The sequence below is a fragment of the Candidatus Krumholzibacteriia bacterium genome, from assembly GCA_029865265.1.
Lineage (GTDB): Bacteria > Krumholzibacteriota > Krumholzibacteriia > WVZY01 > JAKEHA01 > JAKEHA01.
Genome location: JAOUHG010000001.1, coordinates 138,498 through 156,420, shown reverse-complemented (window position 1 = coordinate 156,420; position 17,923 = coordinate 138,498). Strand labels below are relative to the sequence as shown.

Below are 17,923 nucleotides of genomic sequence, written 5' to 3'. Positions count from 1 at the left end.
TCACCCCAGACGTTCCAGGGCCAGGATCACCGCGCTGGCGTTCTTCTTGAGGAACACGCCCCCGCCCGCGTTGACGAAGCTCTTGCGCAGCAGCCTGCGGTACCACTCGGCGCCGCGCACGTGGATCGCGCGGTCGGTGAGTTTCATGTCCAGCAGGCCGTCGTCGATGTCGTCGGTGGTGGGCACGTCGAAGTAGAGCGCGCCGGCGCAGGCGCGCTTCATGGCCGCGATGCTGCGGCGCACGCCGGTGTCGTCCACGTACTGCAGCACGTCCTGGCACACCACCAGGTCGAACGTGCGCCGCGGCGCGAAGTCGGCGATGGCCGTCTGCGTCCAGCCATAGCGGCGGCACAGGTACTCGCTGGGATCGATGCCGGTGTACGCGATGTCGCGGTCCACCCGCCGCAGCGCCTTCTTCCACAGCCCGGTGCCGCAGCCCGCGTCGAGCACGGAGTGAACCTCCAGTTGCAGGTGCGCCAGGTAGGCGAGCACGAAGCGCGCACGGCGGTAGACGTCGTCCGCGGATATCACCGCCGTGGACGACCGCTGGTAGAAGCGCTCGAAGAACGCGCGGTCAAACTGGCTGCGGATATCGGGCGGACGCTCAGGCATGGTTTCTCCTTGTGCGGCGACACTAGCACGTGCGCGCGCCTTGCCTCCACCGCGATCATGCCTTATGCTTTGCGTCCTCCCGGTTCCCTCCCGCGATGACGACACATTCCTCCTCCCAGGGAGGCTTCCGCTCGTGCTCACCACCTTCATCGCCACCGGCGCACTCGCGCTTGCAGCATCCACGCCCATCGCAGACATCCAGGGTCGCGCGCACGTTTCACCGTTCCGCGGAGAAGACGTAACCACGCGCGGTATCGTGACCACCGTCGTCCACAACGGGTTCTACCTCCAGGACCCAACCGGCGACGGCGACAACGCGACCGCCGATGGCGTCTTTACCTACACCGGCACCGCGCCGGGCGTTTCATCGGGTGACGAGGTCGAAGTTGCCGGCACCGTGGTGGAATTTCTCCCGGGCGGCGACCCGGAGAATCTCAGCATCACCGAGATCCACCCCTCGTCGGTGCGCATCCTGGCGCGCCAGCGGCCGCTGCCCATTGCGGTCGTGATCGGCGGTTCGGGCCGGATTCCACCCGGGGACATCATGGACGACGACGCCCTCACCATCTTCGAACCGTCGCACGACGGCATCGACTTCTGGGAGAGTCTGGAAGGCATGCGCGTGCGGCTGGTGGCGCCACGCGTGGTGGGTCCCACCAACGCGTTTGGCGAGGTGTGGGTGGCGGTCGACAACGGCTTCAGCGGCATGAGTGCTGGCGGCGCCCTCACCGCCACGCTGCGCGACGCCAACCCGGAGCGGGTCCAGATCGACGACGCGCTCCTGCCCGCACCCATGCCGGCGTTCGACACCGGCGACGTCATGGCGGACGTGGTGGGCGTGGTGGACTATCGCTTTGGCTGCTACGAAGTGTTGCCCGGGGCGTCGCCGGCGGCGGTTTCGGCCGCGCCCGCGCCGGCGTCCGTGTCGCTCCCGGGCGGGCGCGAACGGCTTAGCATCGCCAGCTTCAATGTGCGCAACCTCTCGCCCGCCGACACCGATCGCGTGCCGCGCCTCGCGGAGATCGTCGTTCGCTCTCTCGGCGCGCCCGCCATCCTCGTCATGCAGGAGATCCAGGACTCGAGCGGACCGGTGGACGACGGCACTGCAGGCGCCACCGCCACCCTCGACACGCTGGCCGCCGCCATACGCCGCGCGGGGGGTCCAACCTACGCCGCGCGCGAAGTGGCACCCGCCGACGGCGCGGACGGTGGTGTTCCCGGCGGCAACATCCGCGTGGCAGTATTGTTCGATTCCACGCGCATTTCCTTTGTGGATCGCGGGGCAGCAGATGCGAACACGGGAACGTCGGCGGTTCCGGCCGGCGACAGCGTGATGCTCACGCTGAGCCCGGGGCGCGTGGATCCGGCCAACGCGGCGTGGGAAGCGGCGCGCAAGCCGCTGGCCGCGGAGTTCCGTGTGGGCGCGGTGCCGCTGTTCCTGGTGGCGTGCCATTTCTCCTCGCGCAGCGGCACCACGCCGGAATTCGGCTCCGTGCAGCCGCCCTTCGATCCGCGCTCCGGCAAGCGCTTTGCGCAGGCGGAAATCGTGCGCGACTTCGTGCAGTCGATTCTGCGCCTGGATCCGGACGCGCGCGTGATCGTGGCGGGCGATTTCAACGACGACGTCTTCTCCGGTGCGCTGGCGCCGCTGTCGTCATCGACCGCGCTCTTCGACCTGCACTGGCGGCTCAGCGAGGAAGAGCGCTACTCGTATGTCTACGAGGGCAACGCCCACGCCTACGATCGTATCCTCGTGAGCCCGGCGCTGGTTGCGGGCGCCGCGGTGGATATCGTCCACGTGTGCAGCGGGTCTGCGAACGCGGCCAGCGATCACGACCCGGTGGTGGCCAGCGTGGTCCCGCTGCGCACGCCTCCCGGCGGTGCTGGTGGCGGTATCATCCGGTCGGTCTTCCCCAATCCATCGCGGGGCGTGACCACCATCGTGCTGTCCGGAAGATCACCGGCCATGATCACCATCCACGACGCGCGAGGACGGCGCGTGCGCCGCCTCTCTCCGCCGGGCGCGAACGCAAACCAGTTCCTGTGGGACGGAAAAGACGACACCGGACGCCCTGTGGCGCCCGGTGTCTATTTTGTGCGCGTGCTGTCGGCGGACGGTGCGGCGGCACGACGCATCGTGCGTATGCACGCCCGCGAGTAGGCGTCCTACTTCATCGCCCTGGGGAAATCCTCGAGCATCGTGGAAATGATGCTCTTGATGCGCTTCTTGGTGGTCTCGGCCTTGGCAGGTTCCTTGTCGAGCCTGGCGTGGGCGGCCGCGCTCCATATCTGCTTGCCGGTTTTTGCGTCCATGGCGAAGAGCAGCAACTCCCCCTCTTTCCAGTAGTCATCGGCGCTCATCTGCGCCCAGGCCATGTCGTAGCCCTGGTAGATGTCATTCATCTTCTGCTGGTCAAACTTGTCCTCCACTACCACGTGAATCATCATGACGAAGTCCTGAAGGCTGTCGACCTTGGTGTATCCGAGCTTATTCATGTCTTCTATCATGGAGAGCCCCACCGAGTTTCTGAAGCCCGGGTCGTCGAGAACCGGGATGTTGGTCATCGGATACTCCTCCTCGCGGGCGAACTTCCAATTGTGGTATTGACTGAAGTCGATACCCGGGATGGTGCGGCTCTCAATCTCGAGCGTATTCTGGAAGTTGCGTTGCGAGCACGAGACACCGAGGGCGGCAACCATTGCAATGAGCAGCAGGGGCACAAAACGCTTCATGACGTCGATATCCTCCGGTTGAATTCGAGAGAGAAACGCCGCGCAGGTCCGGGGGTAAACCGGGCGGCGCCATTATAACAGAACCGGCCCCGCGGCGGGATCGCGGGATTTTCCCGGCGCCGGGGGCTCAGCGCAGCTTTTCGACCACGCGCGTCAGCTTTTCCTGCACCTCGCGCGCCACCGGCTCGAGCACGGGGTGCTCGCGGGCCAGCGTCTGCATGGGGTCCACGGCCGTAACCACCGCACGCCCATCGTCGCCCTCGTAGACGATGACGTTGCAAGGCAGCATGACCCCCGCGTCCGTCTCCGCGGTCAGAACCCGGTGCGCCAGCGGCGGATTGCAGGCGCCGAGGATGCGATAGCGGCGGAAGGGGACGTGGAGTTTCTCGTCCAGCGTCTTCTGCACGTCGATTTCGGTGAGGATTCCAAAACCCTCCGCCTTCAGCGCCTCCGGGACGGCGGCGAGTGCCTCGTCAAACGAGATGGAGAGGTTCTTCTTGATGCCGATGTTCATGTTCCTTCTCCCTGGCCATAAGAAAGTCTTCGCTGAAAAAAACCGGGACCCCGCATGCGGCGAGGCCCCGGCTGGATCAGTTTCGGTGGCGTTGGGTTCCCCCCGCTTGAAGGGGTGACCTACAGAAGCCACGTTTCGTGGAAGTTTCCCCTACGGGGACGCCACCTCCACTAAGCCGCATCTTTCTGTACTCACTGGATCACCTCCTTCGGGCGTGCCCAATGATCGGCGAGACCCACCTCGCCCGGCCCCCCGTACCGCCCAGGTCGGTCGGAGCCGTCGCGACTCGGTCGCGAACCTCATGCCGTTACGTTACGCACTCGCAGCGGCACCAGACAAGAAAAAAATCCAACATTCTTCTCCCCGCTATTCCAGCAGCACGGCCCGGGTTACGCGGCGTCCCAGCGCCGTCTTCACGCTCAGGAAGTACACGCCGGAGACCACGGACTGTCCGCCGTCGCTGCGTCCATCCCACACCAGGGCGTTGTCGCCGGCGGGGAAATTCTGTTCACGCGCCAGCGTGCGAACGTGCGATCCGTCCACCGCCCACACCTCCGCCGTCACCGGCAGCGCTCTCGGAATGACAAAGCGGATGGTGGTCTGGGGATTGAACGGGTTGGGCGCGACACTGAGAATGCCGAATCCGTTGTCCACCGGCGGACCCGACACCGCGGTCACGCCATCCAGCGAAACCGGGATCATGGTGGGGCCGTTGCCGGCATTGCTCACCACGGTGATGGTGCAATTATCCGTGGCGGCACTGGTGGGCGTGACGCACACCGTGATCGGCGTCTGACCACCGGGCGGCACCGAGTGCGACGTCATGGTGGTGTCGAGGGAGAATGGCGATGTGCCGCACCCCAGGATGCCGTCGATCATGAGCGTGTCACAGCCGGTGTTGGACACGTAGACCGTGTCACACGTGGTCTGATTGAACGGAACACCGCTGAACGCAACCGACACCGGACTCGCACCCGCGGTTACCTTGAGCGAGCGATACTTCACAAAGAACACCCAGTCGCCGCTCACGCCCGCCGAGCAGGCATCGCCCCAGCCGCCGGGTATCGCGTAGATCACGTTCTTGCCGGGCTGGCAACCGTTGCCGTCGGACACCACGGTGCCGGCAAAGAAGTCATTCTGATTGGTGTTCATGAACTCGAGCGTCACCATGAACGAACCGGACTCGATGCGGATTTCTCCCGGCAGCGGCTCCAGGTTGAACTCGTTGATGGCGCCGTCGGTGAGCTGCGGGCCCACCAGCGAGAACAGCGGCAGACCCGGGTTGGGGATGCTGCCGGTATAAATGTGGATGGCCTGTTCCAGCGTCTGTCCCGACCCTCCGAAGGCGGACCCCCAGCCTACGCCCACGCGCAGGATCTCGATGGGATACTCGGAAGCGGGCAGGTTGAACACCGCACCCGCCTGTTCACCGGAGACAAAGCAGGGGCACGCCGTGGTCCCGCCACCGGTGTAGTTTTGAAACTGCTGCATGGCACACTGGGCCCTGGCATCGCCCCACGCGAGCAGGCTGGAAAGAATCATCGCGCCCGCAAGGGCGGCGCGCATATTGGCCCGATTCGGCCAGGCGCTTCGGTCGCGGTAGTTCCTCATGATGTCCTCCCTCGGTCGGTTACTCCACGCACGGGTGAGACTGCACAGGATGTGCCACGCAACGGAGGCGCAAACACGGCTCAGCGGCGGGACACGGCCGGCACCAGCACGTCGCGCAGGGCCCCCGCGGCCACGGCGTGCGCGTGCGCATTGGGGTGGCTGTCGTGTTCGAAGTACAAAGGGCCCTCCGCGAGGGCGTGCCGAAACGCGTCCAGCGGATACACGAACTCGATTCCCTCGCGCGCACAGATCGCCTCCATGCGCCGGTAGGGACGCATGTAGTCGAGGTACTGCGGGTCGGTCTGGGTGCGCTGGATCAGGTCGTCGCGCCAGGGCACGTCCACTTCGATCTTGAGCGGGAACGCAAAGACGATGAGGCGCACCGAATCCTCGCGGCAGTCGTGCGCGAGCTGGGCGAAGATGCACTCCGTGACGCTCCACGCCGTCTCGATGGCGACGCCACCGCGCGTGTCGTACACCGACCAGTGGGAGAGGTGGCGGTCGGCCTCGTAGCCGGCGTGGGCCAGCGAGGGATCCTCCCGCGCGTGCTGCTTGTAGTGGCGCATTTCCAGGCGGCGCTTGACGAAGAGCAGCAGCCTGCTCTTGCGCAGCACGCTTTTTACGCGCGCCTTCGCCGTGGTGGCCACCACGGCCGGCCGGTTGGGGGGCTCCAGCGTCAGCACACCGTCGTTGCAGCGGAATCGCGGCTTGGTGCCGTCCTCGATGAGCGGGCCGCGCAGCTCGTTGTTGACCACATCGTTGTTGGCGGTGAACTCGAGCACCACGATGTCCGCTTCCAGGCGGCGCAGGTCGCGCTCGTAGAAGAGCAGCTCCTGGTCTGTTCCCCACCCCGGAACCCCCGCGTTCACGATGTCGACGTCCCCGGGAAGCTCACCCTTGAGGTGATCCGAGAAGCGCTCGTTGCCCTGCACCCCGCTGCCGAACGCAATCGAGTCGCCCAGGATGAGCACGCGCTTGCGGCCCTTCGGCTTGGGCAGGTCCACCTCGTCCTCGCGCAGGCCGATGGAGTTGATGTCCATGCGGTAGTGCAGGCCACGGCCGGTGTCGTTGCTGATGAGCATGGCGTTGGGGACAAGACTCCAGCCGAGCAGGTCGTCGTAGCGAATGACCGTGCCGAGGTTCTCGGGGTGGTAGGTAATGCGCAGGGCGATCTCCGCACCCACGAGCAGCACGAACACCGTCACCAGCAGCACGAGCGCGTTGGCCCGTCCGGCGGACGAGAGGATGGAATCGCGAATCGACATGTTGCGGGGTCCGTTGCCCGGGACCCGGCGAGCTTGCCCTCAGCGCACAATCGGGCGCCAGTATAGCATATTTGCGCCGCCTGGAGACGAAGCCGGGGTGAAGTGCGGGCCTGAGCTAGTACTGCATGCCGGCGGGTTCGCGGATGCGGCGCGCGCGGTCCGCGGCGGTCTCGCGGGCGCGGGGGTCCATTTTCTGCAGGAGGCGGAAGGCCTCCGCCGTTTCGCGCGCCTCTTCGGCGCGCATGCGCTTGAGGTGCACGGTCTGTCCCTGGTAGAGCTCGCGGATGCCGGCGAGGAAGCGGCGGCGTTCGCGGCTGCCGGTGAGGTCGACGCGCTCCTCCAGTGACGCGGCGTAGTAGTAGTGGCCATTGGTGGCGTTGATGTTCCAGCGAAAGTCGCTGTCCCCGCCCAGAATGATGCCGCGCCCGCTCTCGTCCACGTGCTGCTTGCCGCGCGCAATGTAGTCGAAGAGTGCGGTCTCGGCACCGATCGCAGCCCAGGAGAGCACGCGCTCGGTTAGCCCGTTGAAGTCGCGAACCTGCGCCAGCCCGGCCAGCTCGCGCACCAGCAGCACCTTGATGTCGTTGCGCACCACGCCGCGCGGCACCACCACGATGGCCGCGGTGGGGTCGAAGGTGCAGAGCTGCCGGTGGCCGGTTCGCTGGATGCCGATGGCGCAGCCCCGAACCACCCTGGGCAGTTGACCGAGCTGCTTCACCGTGGCGGCGCAGAAGGTTCCGCCGGGGCGGAAGGCGTTTCGAACCGCGCGCCGCAGGCGACGCCGGGCACGGGTGTTGCCAAACCACCATTGTAGGTGCGTAGTTCGCAATGCTTCCCGCAACGCGCTACGTCCCTCACCCACCACCCACTGGTCGAACATTTCGTCACTGACGGGATGACCGGCAATTCTGAATTGTCCACGCTTCCAGCTCACCGTTGCCAATACGTCCCTCCTGTGAACAACGCACCCACGTTGAATCCCACGGCCATTTCCTGGCGGGGAAAGATCAAGAGACCGGGAAGAGCAAGGGCCACGCCAGCGCCTTCGCACCATGTCTCCGGATGCCATGTGGGGGCTGGTACGTCACTTGCTGAACAGAATCTGATTCTAACGTTACCTGGTTGCCGATTGTGGCGGTGGATGGGTACGCCGCTCCCGCTAAGGGAGCGCACGTCCTCATCGTGCCCGATTGTTCAAGGAGTGATACGCGTGCGAAAGGCGTTGACGTCTCTTGTCTGCATGTTGGTGGTCGTCGCCGGGGTGGGACTGCCGGCACATGACGCGGCCGCGCAGTCGTATACAAACCTGCAGGTGATCCTGCCAGGCGAGTCTCCCGCGCCGGGAACGGGGACCGGCAAGTCCGGTGCCCCCGTGAGCCAGACTGTCGGGGTTCCCTTTACGGTGACCGTACGCGCGTGCGACGCGTCCTGGAACCTCGTGACATCAATCACAAACTCGGTATCGCTGACGTCGACCGACGCGAGCGCATCGCTGCCGTCGGCCTTCAGCCTTGCGGGCGGCACCGCGACGGTGCAGGTAACGCTCAATGCCGCTGGGAGTTACACGTTCAGCGCGGATGACCAATCGGACCCGACCATTCCGCTGGCGACGTCTTCCAGCGTGTCGTCGTACCTGCTGCAGGGGTTCGAGTTCTCGCGCATCAACCAGAAGAACCAGTACGCCGGCCAGCCGATGTCCATTTCCATCACCGCGGTGGACCCCGGCGGCAGCACCGTTCCTTATAGTGGCCCCATCAGCCTGAACGAGGTAACGAGCTACGGCGACGGCCGCATCAGCCCCGCGACCGTGACCCTGTCGGGCGGAACCTGGTCGGGCAGCGTTACCATGTACCGCGCCGACCAGACCAGCATCAACCGCGGCAACGTGAACATTGTTGCCTACCTGGCGGCGGATCCTTCCATCAACGGAACCAGCGATCCGTTCACCGTGCATCCCGGCCCCTTCAACCGCCTGCAGGTGATCGCTCCCGGTCAGGACCCCCTGCCGGGCAGCGTGGCGGGACTGCTGGGGAGCCCGGCGTCGCAGACGGCGGCCGTCGCATTCTCGGTGGACGTCTACGCCACCGACGCCTACTGGAACCCGGTTCCGAGCGGCGACAACGTGCGCATCACCTCCAGCGACGCCGGCGCGACGCCCGTCACCGGAGCACTCACCAATGGCTTCCGCAGCTTCACCTTCACGCTCAACACGGTGGGCACGCAGACCCTCACCGTCAACGACCAGAGCAACGGCTCCATCCAGAGCATGACATCGGCCGGCATCATGGTGATGGCGAGCGGCGCGCACCACTTCGAGTTCGACCCCATTACCGGCCCGGTGACGGCCGGCCAGGCGGTTCCGGTGACGGTTCGTGCCACCGACGCGGGCGGCAACACCGTCCCCGGCTACGCCGGCAACGCCATCCTGATCGCGAACACGGGTCCCGGCAGCATTTCGCCCGAGGCAATCGTGTTCACCAACGGTGTGTGGACGGGCTCCATGGTCTTCCGCGGTGCCGGCGGCTCGGTGTCGGTTACCTGTTCCGACTTCTCCGCGCCCCCGCACACCGGAACCAGCAATGCTTTCGTCGTGAATGCGGGCCCCATGGCCAAGCTGCAGGTGTTGCTCCCCGGCCAGACGCCCGCGGGTGGCACCGCCATCGGCTTCACGGGCACGCCAACGGATCAGCAGGCGGGAACGCCGTTCAACGCCACCATTCGCGCGGTCGATCAGTTCTGGAACCGCGTGCCCGGCATCAACGACAATGTCGACCTGACGTCCACCGACCTGTTCGCGGGCATGCCGGGAACGGTGACGCTCGTTAACGGCGAACTCGTGCAGTCCGTGACGCTGTACCGATCCGGGTACCAGCGCATCACCGCAACGCACGCCACCAACTCGGCCATCCTGCCCCACACCTCGAGCCAGGTGTACGTGACCGGTGGCCCCTACAGCCGCATCGTGCTGTTGTGCCCGGGTGAGACGATTGCGCCGGGAACCCCGGAGGGACGCGCCGGAACGGCGACCGACCAGTCGATCAACTATTCGTTCAACCTCACCATCTACGCCACCGACCAGTGGTACAACCCGGTCACCGGCGCGACGGACGTCATCCGCATCACGTCGGGCGATCCCCTGGCGCAACTTCCCGCCGACCAGGCAATGGTCGACGGCGTGGCGACAATGAACATCCGCCTGTCGACGGGCGGATTCCAGCAGATCACCGCCTCCAACGTGAACCAGCCCTCGATGCCGGTGAGCACCACGCAGGTGCGCGCCATCTCGAGCGGCTTCCACCTCGAGGCGGAAGTCACGCCGCTCAACGTGCAGGCCGGCGAGCAGTTCACCCTCACCGTGAAGGTGACCAACGACGCCGGCAGCGTCATCCAGGAGATCAACTCCTTCGTCACCGTCGAGGTGCAGAACGCCTCCACGCAGGCCGCGGGGCGCGGGACACTGCTCAACACGCAGTTCCAGCTCCTGCAGGGCCAGCGCGCGATGGCGGAGACCTACACCTTCGCGGAACCGATCGTGCTCATCGTGCGCGACGACGCCGGCAACGCTCCCGCCGCATCGGAAGTAATCACCGTGTCGCCGGGCGCGCCCACGGACATCGTGATGTCGAGCAGCCCGTCCTGGGTGGGCGGCAACAAGCATGCGACGGTCAGCGCGCGCGTGGTCGACGCCTATCAGAATGGCGTCCCGGGCCAGGCCACCGCCTTCTCGCTCCTGCTGGGCGGTGGAACGCTGACACCCATCGACTCGCTCACGCAGGCCAACGGGTCCGCGCGCTGCGACTTCCACTCGCCACGCGAGCCGCAGACCAGCCGCGTGCGCGCGGTGGCCGGCGCACTCGCCGCAGAGCTCGACATCCAGACCGCCCTCGTCGATCCCAACGCGGATGGCGGCTACATATCCAACTACCCCAATCCGTTCCACCCGGGTGAGACGCCGACGACGATCGCCTACAAGCTCTCGGACAACGCGACCGTCAGCATGCGCATCTTCACCCTCACCGGCGGTCTCGTCTTCGAGAAGACGTTTGCCTCCGGACAACAGGGAGGGACGGCCGGATTGAATGAGTTCGTCTGGGATGGAAAGAACGGGGACGGCAAGACCGTTGCCACGGGTGGCTACATCGTCTACATCCAGGCCAACGGTAACGGCGAAACGCTTCATTCCATGCGCCGCAAGATCGCGGTCGTTCGCTGAGCGGAGGAACAGACATGAAACGCAACGGACTATCACGATCCATTTTGACCACGATGAGCGGCCACGCAACCCGGCTGGTGCTGGCAGCGGCGTTGATCGCCGCCGTCATGCCCGCGCCGGCGGCGGCCCAGGACGCCAGCTACGGCGTTCCCGGCGACTGGCTGTCGGACTATGTCTCGGCGCGTGCGGTCGGCCTGGGTGGCGCCTTCGTGGCCGCGGCGGACGACCCGCTGGGCGCGGTGTGGAACCCGGCCGGGCTGGTTTTGCAGTCGCAGAACGCGTTCGCGCTGGAGACCGCGCGTTACTTCGAGGGCACGTCCGTCAACGCGTTCAGCTTCACCGTCCCGGCGCGAACGCTCCCCACCATCGGCTTCACCATGCTGGCGCTCAACTCGGGTGACTTCGAACGCACCAACGAGTTGAACGAATCGCTGGGCGAGTTCAAGCAGAGCGACATGGCATTCCTGATTTCGGGATCCAAGGCGTTCTCTCCGCGCTTTTCGGTGGGTGCCAACATCAAGATCATCCGTCAGCAGGTGGAAGACGCCGACGCCTCCGGCGTCGGCTTCGACATGGGCCTCATGTACGGCATCACGCCCCGGGTTCGCCTGGGCGCGTCGGTGCTCAACATCGGTGGTCCCACCCTGACCGCGCGCGATGTCGAAGAGTCCTTCCCGCTCGAAGTGCGCGGCGGCCTGGGGCTCGGATACCTGAACGGCAAGGGCCTGCTCTCGCTGGAAGTCGACCACCGCGATGGCCCCGGCACGACGTTCCGCGCCGGCACCGAAGTGTGGCTCTACGAGGCCTTCGGCCTGCGCGCCGGATTCTTTGAGAGCGAGCCCGCGGGTGGCTTCAGTTACCGCCTCAACCAGGGCCTGCAGTTCGACTACGGCATGTCGGACCACGACCTCGGCATCATCCACCGCGTGGCGCTCTCGTACCGTTTCGGCGGCTTCTTTGCCACGTCGACGGCGACACCGCAGGTGTTCTCTCCGCTGGGCGAGAACTCCGTGACCAAGTTTGAGATCAAGGCGCGCACCAAGGCCGAAACCCGGGAATGGCACCTGGCGATCGTCGACAAGCACGGCGAAACCGTGCGTTCGTTCGGCGGTCTGGGTGTTCCGCCCGCGCACGTCATGTGGGACGGCAAGGACGAGAACGGCATGACCCTTCCCGACGGCATCTACCACTACCGCATGACCGTCACCGACGACGAGGGACGGGTGCTGCGTACCGAGAACAAGACCGTCGAGATCACAACGTCGGGTCCGCAGGGCAGCGTTCCGGTGATCGTTCACTGACGAGGAGAAGGACATGCGCAACCAGTTGACTCTCATGGCCGAACGCATGCGCCGCCAGGGCGCCGCGCTGGCACTGCTCGCGCTCGGCACGATTGCCGTGTCTGCAGCTGCGCGCGCGGGTGCACCGGTGGAGCCACTTTCCGACATCGGGCTGGCGTTCGACGCGGCGCAGCACCTGCCGGCGCCGGAAAGAACCGCCGCCATCGTGGATCTCGACCGCCGCATGAGCCTGTTCCTGGATGGTGATGTGCCGAAGGAGCAGAAGGCCGCGGCGCGTTTCCTGGCCGGCGAGATCCTGTTTGCGCTCGGGCAGTACGACCAGGCCAACAAGACGTACCGCGAGGCTGGCAAGGACGCAAAGAGGACGCCCCTCGTGGACGACGCGAGCCTCGCCGCCATCCAGACTCTGGAAGCGACGGGACGCGACGAGGACGCGGAGAAGGAGTGGGTGAAGTGGCTGCGAGACAACCCGAACTCTCCCGCGCGCAGCGAGGCAATGCTGGCGCGCGCGTGGAACGCCATTCGCCGCGACAGCGTCGGTCTGGCCGTCTCTATACTCGCGCAGACCCGACGCGAGTTCCCGTGGCTCGCCAATGACGCCCGCTTGACGCTGGCCGAGGGAACCACGGCGTTCCTGGAGGGTCGCTATTCCGACGTGAAGGTGGAGCCGAGCGGGACGTCGCTGGATCCGGCGTGCGTGTACCTGCGCGCGCTCACCGACGAGGCCACCGGCAAACCGCTCAAGGCGGCCGCCCGTTACCAGGAAGTCGCGGACCGCTACGACGATCCGCGCCTGCGCGACGTCGCCAGACTGGCCAAGGCCAATGTCTTCTTCAAGAGCGGCGCCTACGCGAGCGCGGCGGAGGAGTTCGCCAAAGTCGTTGCCGCGGTGAACTCCGATGAGGTCCGCGCCGAGGCGCGCCTGCGCGGAGCAGCATCCACGGTTCTGGCCGGCGAATTCGACGAAGGCACGGCGCAGTTGCGTGCCGTCGCCTCCGAGTACGCCGGCACGACGATCGCCGCACGCGCACAGATTGTTCTGGGCGAGGTGCTGTTTTCGGCGGAGCAGTACGAGGCCGCCATCGTCGAGTTCAACAAGGTGCTGACGCGCTACTTCCAGCATGGCCTGGCCTCGCTGGCGCAGTACCGCGTGGCGCGCAGTCTCGACGCCCTGGGCCGGCCCGCCGAGGCAACGGGTGCGTACCAGGCGGTCGTTTCCGGATACCCGACGTCGCGCGAGGCACCCGCCGCGGCCTACCTGGCCGGCGCGGGACTGCTGTCGCAGAACCGCTACGCGGCGGCCGCGCCCTACTTCCGCGTCGTGCTCGATCGTTATGCGCCCGTGCGCGGCGAGGGCACCATCGAATTCGAAACGCCGGAGAAGCAGGAACTGGTGGAGGCGTCACTGTGCCTGCTGGAACTCTCCTACCACCGCGCCGGAAACCTGGGGCTGCTCTCGGGCATTCCCCACCTGCTGCTGCAGCGCATGCCGCCCAGCAAGTCGCTGTGGCGCGCGAATGCACTCCTGATCGACGCTGACGCTCTGGCCGCACAGGGCCGGCAGGACGAGGCGCAGCAGATGCTGACGCAGTTGCTCGCCGAGTTCACCACCCCCGACGTCGCGGTACCCGCGTACCGGCTGCTGGCGTGGTCCTACTCGCAGGAAGGCGAGCTCGACCTGGCCATGCAGACGCAGGACCGCATGCTGGCCCGCTACGCGTCCAGCGGCGCGTCGAGCGACATGAGCTTCGCCTATCTCAACAAGGCGCACATTCTCTTCAACGAGAAGCACTACAAAGAGGCCGCCAAGGCCTATGAATCGTTCCTCGCCAGCTTCCCGTCGCACCCCGACCGTGCGCAGGCCCTCTACCAGGCCGGCATGTGCTACCTGCGCCTGGGACAGGACGGCGACGCCGTGGACCGCTGGGAGGAAGTCGCGCGGATGGACCCCACCGCCCCCATCGCGGAGAAGTCGCTGGTGCGGGCGGGTGACGTCTATTTCACCGCGGGCCACTACGAAGAGGCGAAGGCCTGTTACCTGAGCCTCACCACCAATTTTGCGGACAGCCGCTCGTCGGCGGTGGGAACGCTGCGCATCGCGCAGTGCGACTACAACGCCGGCCACTATCCGGAGTCCATCGAGGCCTACTCCATGGTCATCGAGCGCTTCCCCAACCACGCGGTGGCTGAGGATGCGAAACGCGGCATCGAGCTGGCCCTGTATCAGCTGGGCCAGAAAGAGAACGGCGAGGAAGTGCTGGCCGAACTGGTGGAGCGCTTCCCCTCCAGCAGCTTCGCCGCGGATGCCCAGTATGAGATCGCACTGCGGCGCTACCAGGCGGATGACTTCGAGGGCGCCGCGGAGGCGTTCCGCCGTGTCGTCAGCCAGTTCCCCTCCTACTCGGCCGGCGACCGCTCACTCTACCTGATGGGCGACTCGTACAGCCGTTCCGGTCGCGAAGCCGAGGCGCGCGGTGCGTGGGAACAGTTCGTCACGTTCTTCCCGGCGAGCGAGCTGCGTCCGACCGTGCAGTTGCAACTGGGCGCCAGCCGTTTCGCAGAGGGCGACTACATGCGCGCGGCGGTGGACTTCACCGCCGTACTCTCCGACAGCGTCCCGGCTGAACTCAGATCCGCCGCCCGCTACAACCTGGCCCTGTGCCAGCGCATGCTCGGCGACGTAGATGCCGCACAGGCCCTGCTCGAGCAGTACCGGGCGGACTATCCGCGCGACCGTCGTGCCGGCCAAGTCGCATTCCAGCTCGGTGCCATCAACGAGGACGCGGGCCGTTACGCCGAGGCAGCGCGCGAGTACAACGCGGCCCTGGCGGCGAGTCTCGAAACCGATCTGCGCGTCGAGGTGCAGTTCCGGGCCGGTTACTGCGAGGAACAGTCAGGCGACGAGAAGGCCGCGCTCTCTTCCTACGCGGCTGCCGCGAAGTGCGGCGACAAGTCCAATCCATACCGTCTCTCGGCCCTGGCGCGCAGTGCCGCAGTGCACGAGAGAAACCAGGAGTTCGGGAAGGCGCTCACCGCCTATCGCGATCTCATCAAGAACGCGACGGATCCGGAGCTCGTCGTCGCGGCCAAGGAACGTGCGACCGAGCTCGAGTCCCGCCGGTAACGGCCAAAGAGGAGGCATCCCGATGTTCAGCGAGTTCGACTGGTTGAAGCTGACGGCCGAGAGTCCGTCGATGATCATCCTGATCCTGTTCAGCATCGTCACGCTTGGCGTGGCGGTCGAGCGGGCCATCTACTTCTGGCGCCGCCGCGGCAATCCCGACACCATGGCGCACGAGGTTTCGCAGCGGCTCAAGAAGGGCGAGGTCAAGGAAGCCCTGTGGAGCTGTGGCAAGTGCACGCACCCGGTGGGCCCGGTGCTCGAGATCGTCGTCGGCGCGCAGAGCGAGGAAGTCGCGGATCTCGACGAGAAGATCTACGTGGAGCTGAGCAGGCAGAAGCTGCTGCTGGAGCGCAACCTCAACGTGCTGGGAACCATGGCCGGTGCCGCCCCGCTGGTGGGACTGCTCGGAACCGTGTGGGGCATCATGCGTGCCTTCCACGACATGGCGCGCGTGGGGTCGGCGGCCCCGACGGTTGTGGCCGCGGGTATCGCCGAGGCGCTCGTCACGACGGCGGTGGGACTCGTCGTCGCCGTGCCCGCGCTCATCCTGTACAACCATTTCATCCGGCGCTCCACCGTCATGCTCACCATGTCGGAGAACCACGCCCGCACCATCCGCGCGTGGCTGGCCCGGCGCAGTGGTTCCGGACCGTCGAGTCCGCGTCCGACCGACGGTGTGCGCGAATCGGCCACCCAGAGCATGCCCGCACCGCAGCCGGTCAGCGTGGGTTGACCAGGAGGAACAAGCTTGCGCTTCTTCCGCAGACAAGACGGACCCGACGGGTCCAACCACGAAGTCAACGTGACGCCGTTGATCGACGTCTCGCTGGTGCTGGTGGTGATGCTGCTGCTCACAACGCCGCTGGCGTTCGAGTCGAGCATCGACGTGCGCAGCGCGGCCCAGGCCGCCAAGAGCGCCAAAAAGCAGGAGCGTGACCCGCGGGTCGAGATCGTCCTCCTCTCGGACTCGACCGTGCTGGTCAACCGCACCGCGCTCATGCGCGCCGACCTGAGCGAGACGCTGCGGCCCCTCATCGACACCGCCAAGGAGCGCGGTGTCGTTATCAGCTGCCGAAGCGGGGTCAGCCACGGGGCGTTCGTCAATGTTCTCGACCAGGCGAAGCAATGCGGCGCGGGTGAGATCGCCGTCGTCGAAAAGTAGACCGAGGCAACACATGAACCGACCCTTCATCGAGCATACATCCACGGTTGCCAAGATCAACGTGACACCGATCATCGACGTGGCACTGGTGCTGGTCATCATCCTCATGGTCACGGCGCCGATGATTGCACTGTCCGACATGGAGATCAGGCTTCCGCCCGCCGAGACGCGGAGCATGGCCAGCTCCCAGCGCGTCACGCTGACCATCGGCCGAACGGGTGAGATCGCCATCGACGACACCAAGGTGGGCTACGGACAGGTGGCCTCGTTCCTGGACAAAAAGTTGAGGAACAAAGAGGACAATCTGCTCGTGGTTCGCGCAGACGAGGGGGTTCCCTACGCCACCGTGCAGGCATTGATCTCCGAAGCCAAGTCCGCCGGTGCAAAACGCATCGCCATCGCGACCACCCAGCGAGGCAGCCAGCGATGAACGAGAAATTTCTCACCCTCGAGTTCAATGCCATCGAACGCTCGACACGGCGATCGATGGCCATCAGCACGGCCGTCCACGCCGCCATCCTGCTGCTGCTGATCTTCTCGCACAAGGCGGCATCGGAGTCGGCGGGGCTGACCGAAATCACCTGGATCGACGCGGCCACGCTGGCCGCGGAACAGGCTGCTCCCCCGGTGGCGCGCGAGGAGACAAAGAGCGCGCCCGTGGAAGAGGTCAAACAGAAGGCGGCGAACCCCGCCGAGACGCCCGAACACTTCGAGCGTCCGCTGCAGCGCGCGGAAGTGGCGCCGCGGCCGCAGACGCGCGCCGTCGCGGACATTCTCTCCGACAAGATCGACGCAATGGAACAGAACGGCAGCACCGACCGCACGCGCATCGCGTCGCTGGTGCCGCCGCCCAAGGTGGGCACCCCGACACTCGCCGGCGTGACAACCGCGGAGGCGCGGCCCGCGAGCAATCCGTCCGCGCTGTCGCGCGACGCCAAGCCGGCGTCCGGACCACCGGTGGCGCTGCAACGAACCGACGCTCGCGCGGGAACCCCGGTGGCGGCGGTCCCGGTCGCGAAGCCGGATGTCGCCAGGCCCGGACCGTCCGCGTCTACCACCAGCACCGCGTCGCGCAACCTGGCCGGGGCGCAACTGGTGGGACCGGTGGCCAGCCGGCCCCTGGTCTCGTACGAGGTTCCGCGCTACCCCGAATGGGCCAAGCGCGACGGTGTGGAAGGATCCGTGACGCTGTACTTCTATGTTCTCCCCGATGGACGCATCAAGGAGAACATCGTGGTGGAGCGCACCAGCGGCTTCTCAGACTTTGATACCGGCGCCGTGGCGGCACTGCGCCAATGGAAGTTTCAGGCGTTGCCCGGCTCGGGAGAGCAGTGGGGACGAATCACGTTCAACTACCGGTTGAGTGACGCACAGTAACCGGAGGCAGG

Annotated in this window: 14 protein-coding genes; 8 read left to right on the top strand and 6 right to left on the bottom strand. The window is 66.2% G+C overall.

The genetic code is table 11. From position 1 onward, the window contains the following. Positions 1 to 612, bottom strand: a complete 612-nt coding sequence (locus tag OEX18_00590; GenBank protein ID MDH4335760.1) for a class I SAM-dependent methyltransferase — start codon at positions 610 to 612, stop codon at positions 1 to 3. A 133-nt stretch (positions 613 to 745) separates the two neighbouring features. Here OEX18_00590 and OEX18_00585 point away from each other — a divergent pair, with 133 nt between their 5' ends. Continuing rightward, positions 746 to 2,773 (top strand): T9SS type A sorting domain-containing protein, encoded by a 2,028-nt coding sequence (locus tag OEX18_00585; GenBank protein ID MDH4335759.1) that lies wholly within the window; start codon positions 746 to 748, stop codon positions 2,771 to 2,773. A 5-nt stretch (positions 2,774 to 2,778) separates the two neighbouring features. Here OEX18_00585 and OEX18_00580 read toward each other — a convergent pair whose 3' ends face one another. From OEX18_00580 to OEX18_00560, 5 genes are all read right to left on the bottom strand, one after another. Then, the gene (locus tag OEX18_00580; protein ID MDH4335758.1) at positions 2,779 to 3,345 is read right to left on the bottom strand and encodes a DUF4136 domain-containing protein; all 567 of its coding nucleotides are present in this window, start codon (positions 3,343 to 3,345) and stop codon (positions 2,779 to 2,781) included. A gap of 127 nt (positions 3,346 to 3,472) precedes the next feature. After that, positions 3,473 to 3,859 carry a DUF302 domain-containing protein gene (locus OEX18_00575; GenBank protein ID MDH4335757.1) on the bottom strand — a complete coding sequence of 129 codons (387 nt, stop codon included), beginning with the start codon at positions 3,857 to 3,859 and terminating at the stop codon, positions 3,473 to 3,475. 366 nt (positions 3,860 to 4,225) lie between these two features. Then, positions 4,226 to 5,470 (bottom strand): hypothetical protein, encoded by a 1,245-nt coding sequence (locus OEX18_00570; GenBank protein MDH4335756.1) that lies wholly within the window; start codon positions 5,468 to 5,470, stop codon positions 4,226 to 4,228. A gap of 80 nt (positions 5,471 to 5,550) precedes the next feature. Then, positions 5,551 to 6,735 carry an SGNH/GDSL hydrolase family protein gene (locus OEX18_00565; protein ID MDH4335755.1) on the bottom strand — a complete coding sequence of 395 codons (1,185 nt, stop codon included), beginning with the start codon at positions 6,733 to 6,735 and terminating at the stop codon, positions 5,551 to 5,553. Between the two features lie 115 nt (positions 6,736 to 6,850). After that, on the bottom strand, positions 6,851 to 7,453 hold the full coding sequence (locus OEX18_00560; protein ID MDH4335754.1) for a hypothetical protein: 603 nt from the start codon (positions 7,451 to 7,453) through the stop codon (positions 6,851 to 6,853). 492 nt (positions 7,454 to 7,945) lie between these two features. Between OEX18_00560 and OEX18_00555 the strand changes: the two genes are divergently transcribed. The 7 genes from OEX18_00555 to OEX18_00525 are packed head-to-tail and all read left to right on the top strand — an operon-like array spanning position 7,946 to position 17,912. After that, the gene (locus tag OEX18_00555) at positions 7,946 to 10,948 is read left to right on the top strand and encodes a hypothetical protein (GenBank protein ID MDH4335753.1); all 3,003 of its coding nucleotides are present in this window, start codon (positions 7,946 to 7,948) and stop codon (positions 10,946 to 10,948) included. A 14-nt stretch (positions 10,949 to 10,962) separates the two neighbouring features. Next, positions 10,963 to 12,249, top strand: a complete 1,287-nt coding sequence (locus OEX18_00550) for a PorV/PorQ family protein (protein ID MDH4335752.1) — start codon at positions 10,963 to 10,965, stop codon at positions 12,247 to 12,249. 13 nt (positions 12,250 to 12,262) lie between these two features. Then, positions 12,263 to 15,373 carry a tetratricopeptide repeat protein gene (locus OEX18_00545; GenBank protein ID MDH4335751.1) on the top strand — a complete coding sequence of 1,037 codons (3,111 nt, stop codon included), beginning with the start codon at positions 12,263 to 12,265 and terminating at the stop codon, positions 15,371 to 15,373. 22 nt (positions 15,374 to 15,395) lie between these two features. Continuing rightward, positions 15,396 to 16,106 (top strand): MotA/TolQ/ExbB proton channel family protein, encoded by a 711-nt coding sequence (locus tag OEX18_00540; GenBank protein ID MDH4335750.1) that lies wholly within the window; start codon positions 15,396 to 15,398, stop codon positions 16,104 to 16,106. Between the two features lie 15 nt (positions 16,107 to 16,121). Continuing rightward, a complete protein-coding gene (locus OEX18_00535; protein ID MDH4335749.1) occupies positions 16,122 to 16,535 on the top strand; it encodes a biopolymer transporter ExbD in 414 nt (137 codons plus the stop codon). A 13-nt stretch (positions 16,536 to 16,548) separates the two neighbouring features. After that, the gene (locus tag OEX18_00530; protein MDH4335748.1) at positions 16,549 to 16,965 is read left to right on the top strand and encodes a biopolymer transporter ExbD; all 417 of its coding nucleotides are present in this window, start codon (positions 16,549 to 16,551) and stop codon (positions 16,963 to 16,965) included. Further along, positions 16,962 to 17,912 (top strand): TonB family protein, encoded by a 951-nt coding sequence (locus tag OEX18_00525; GenBank protein MDH4335747.1) that lies wholly within the window; start codon positions 16,962 to 16,964, stop codon positions 17,910 to 17,912. The genes OEX18_00530 and OEX18_00525 overlap by 4 nt, the downstream gene beginning before the upstream one ends. Positions 17,913 to 17,923: the final 11 nt, after the last annotated feature.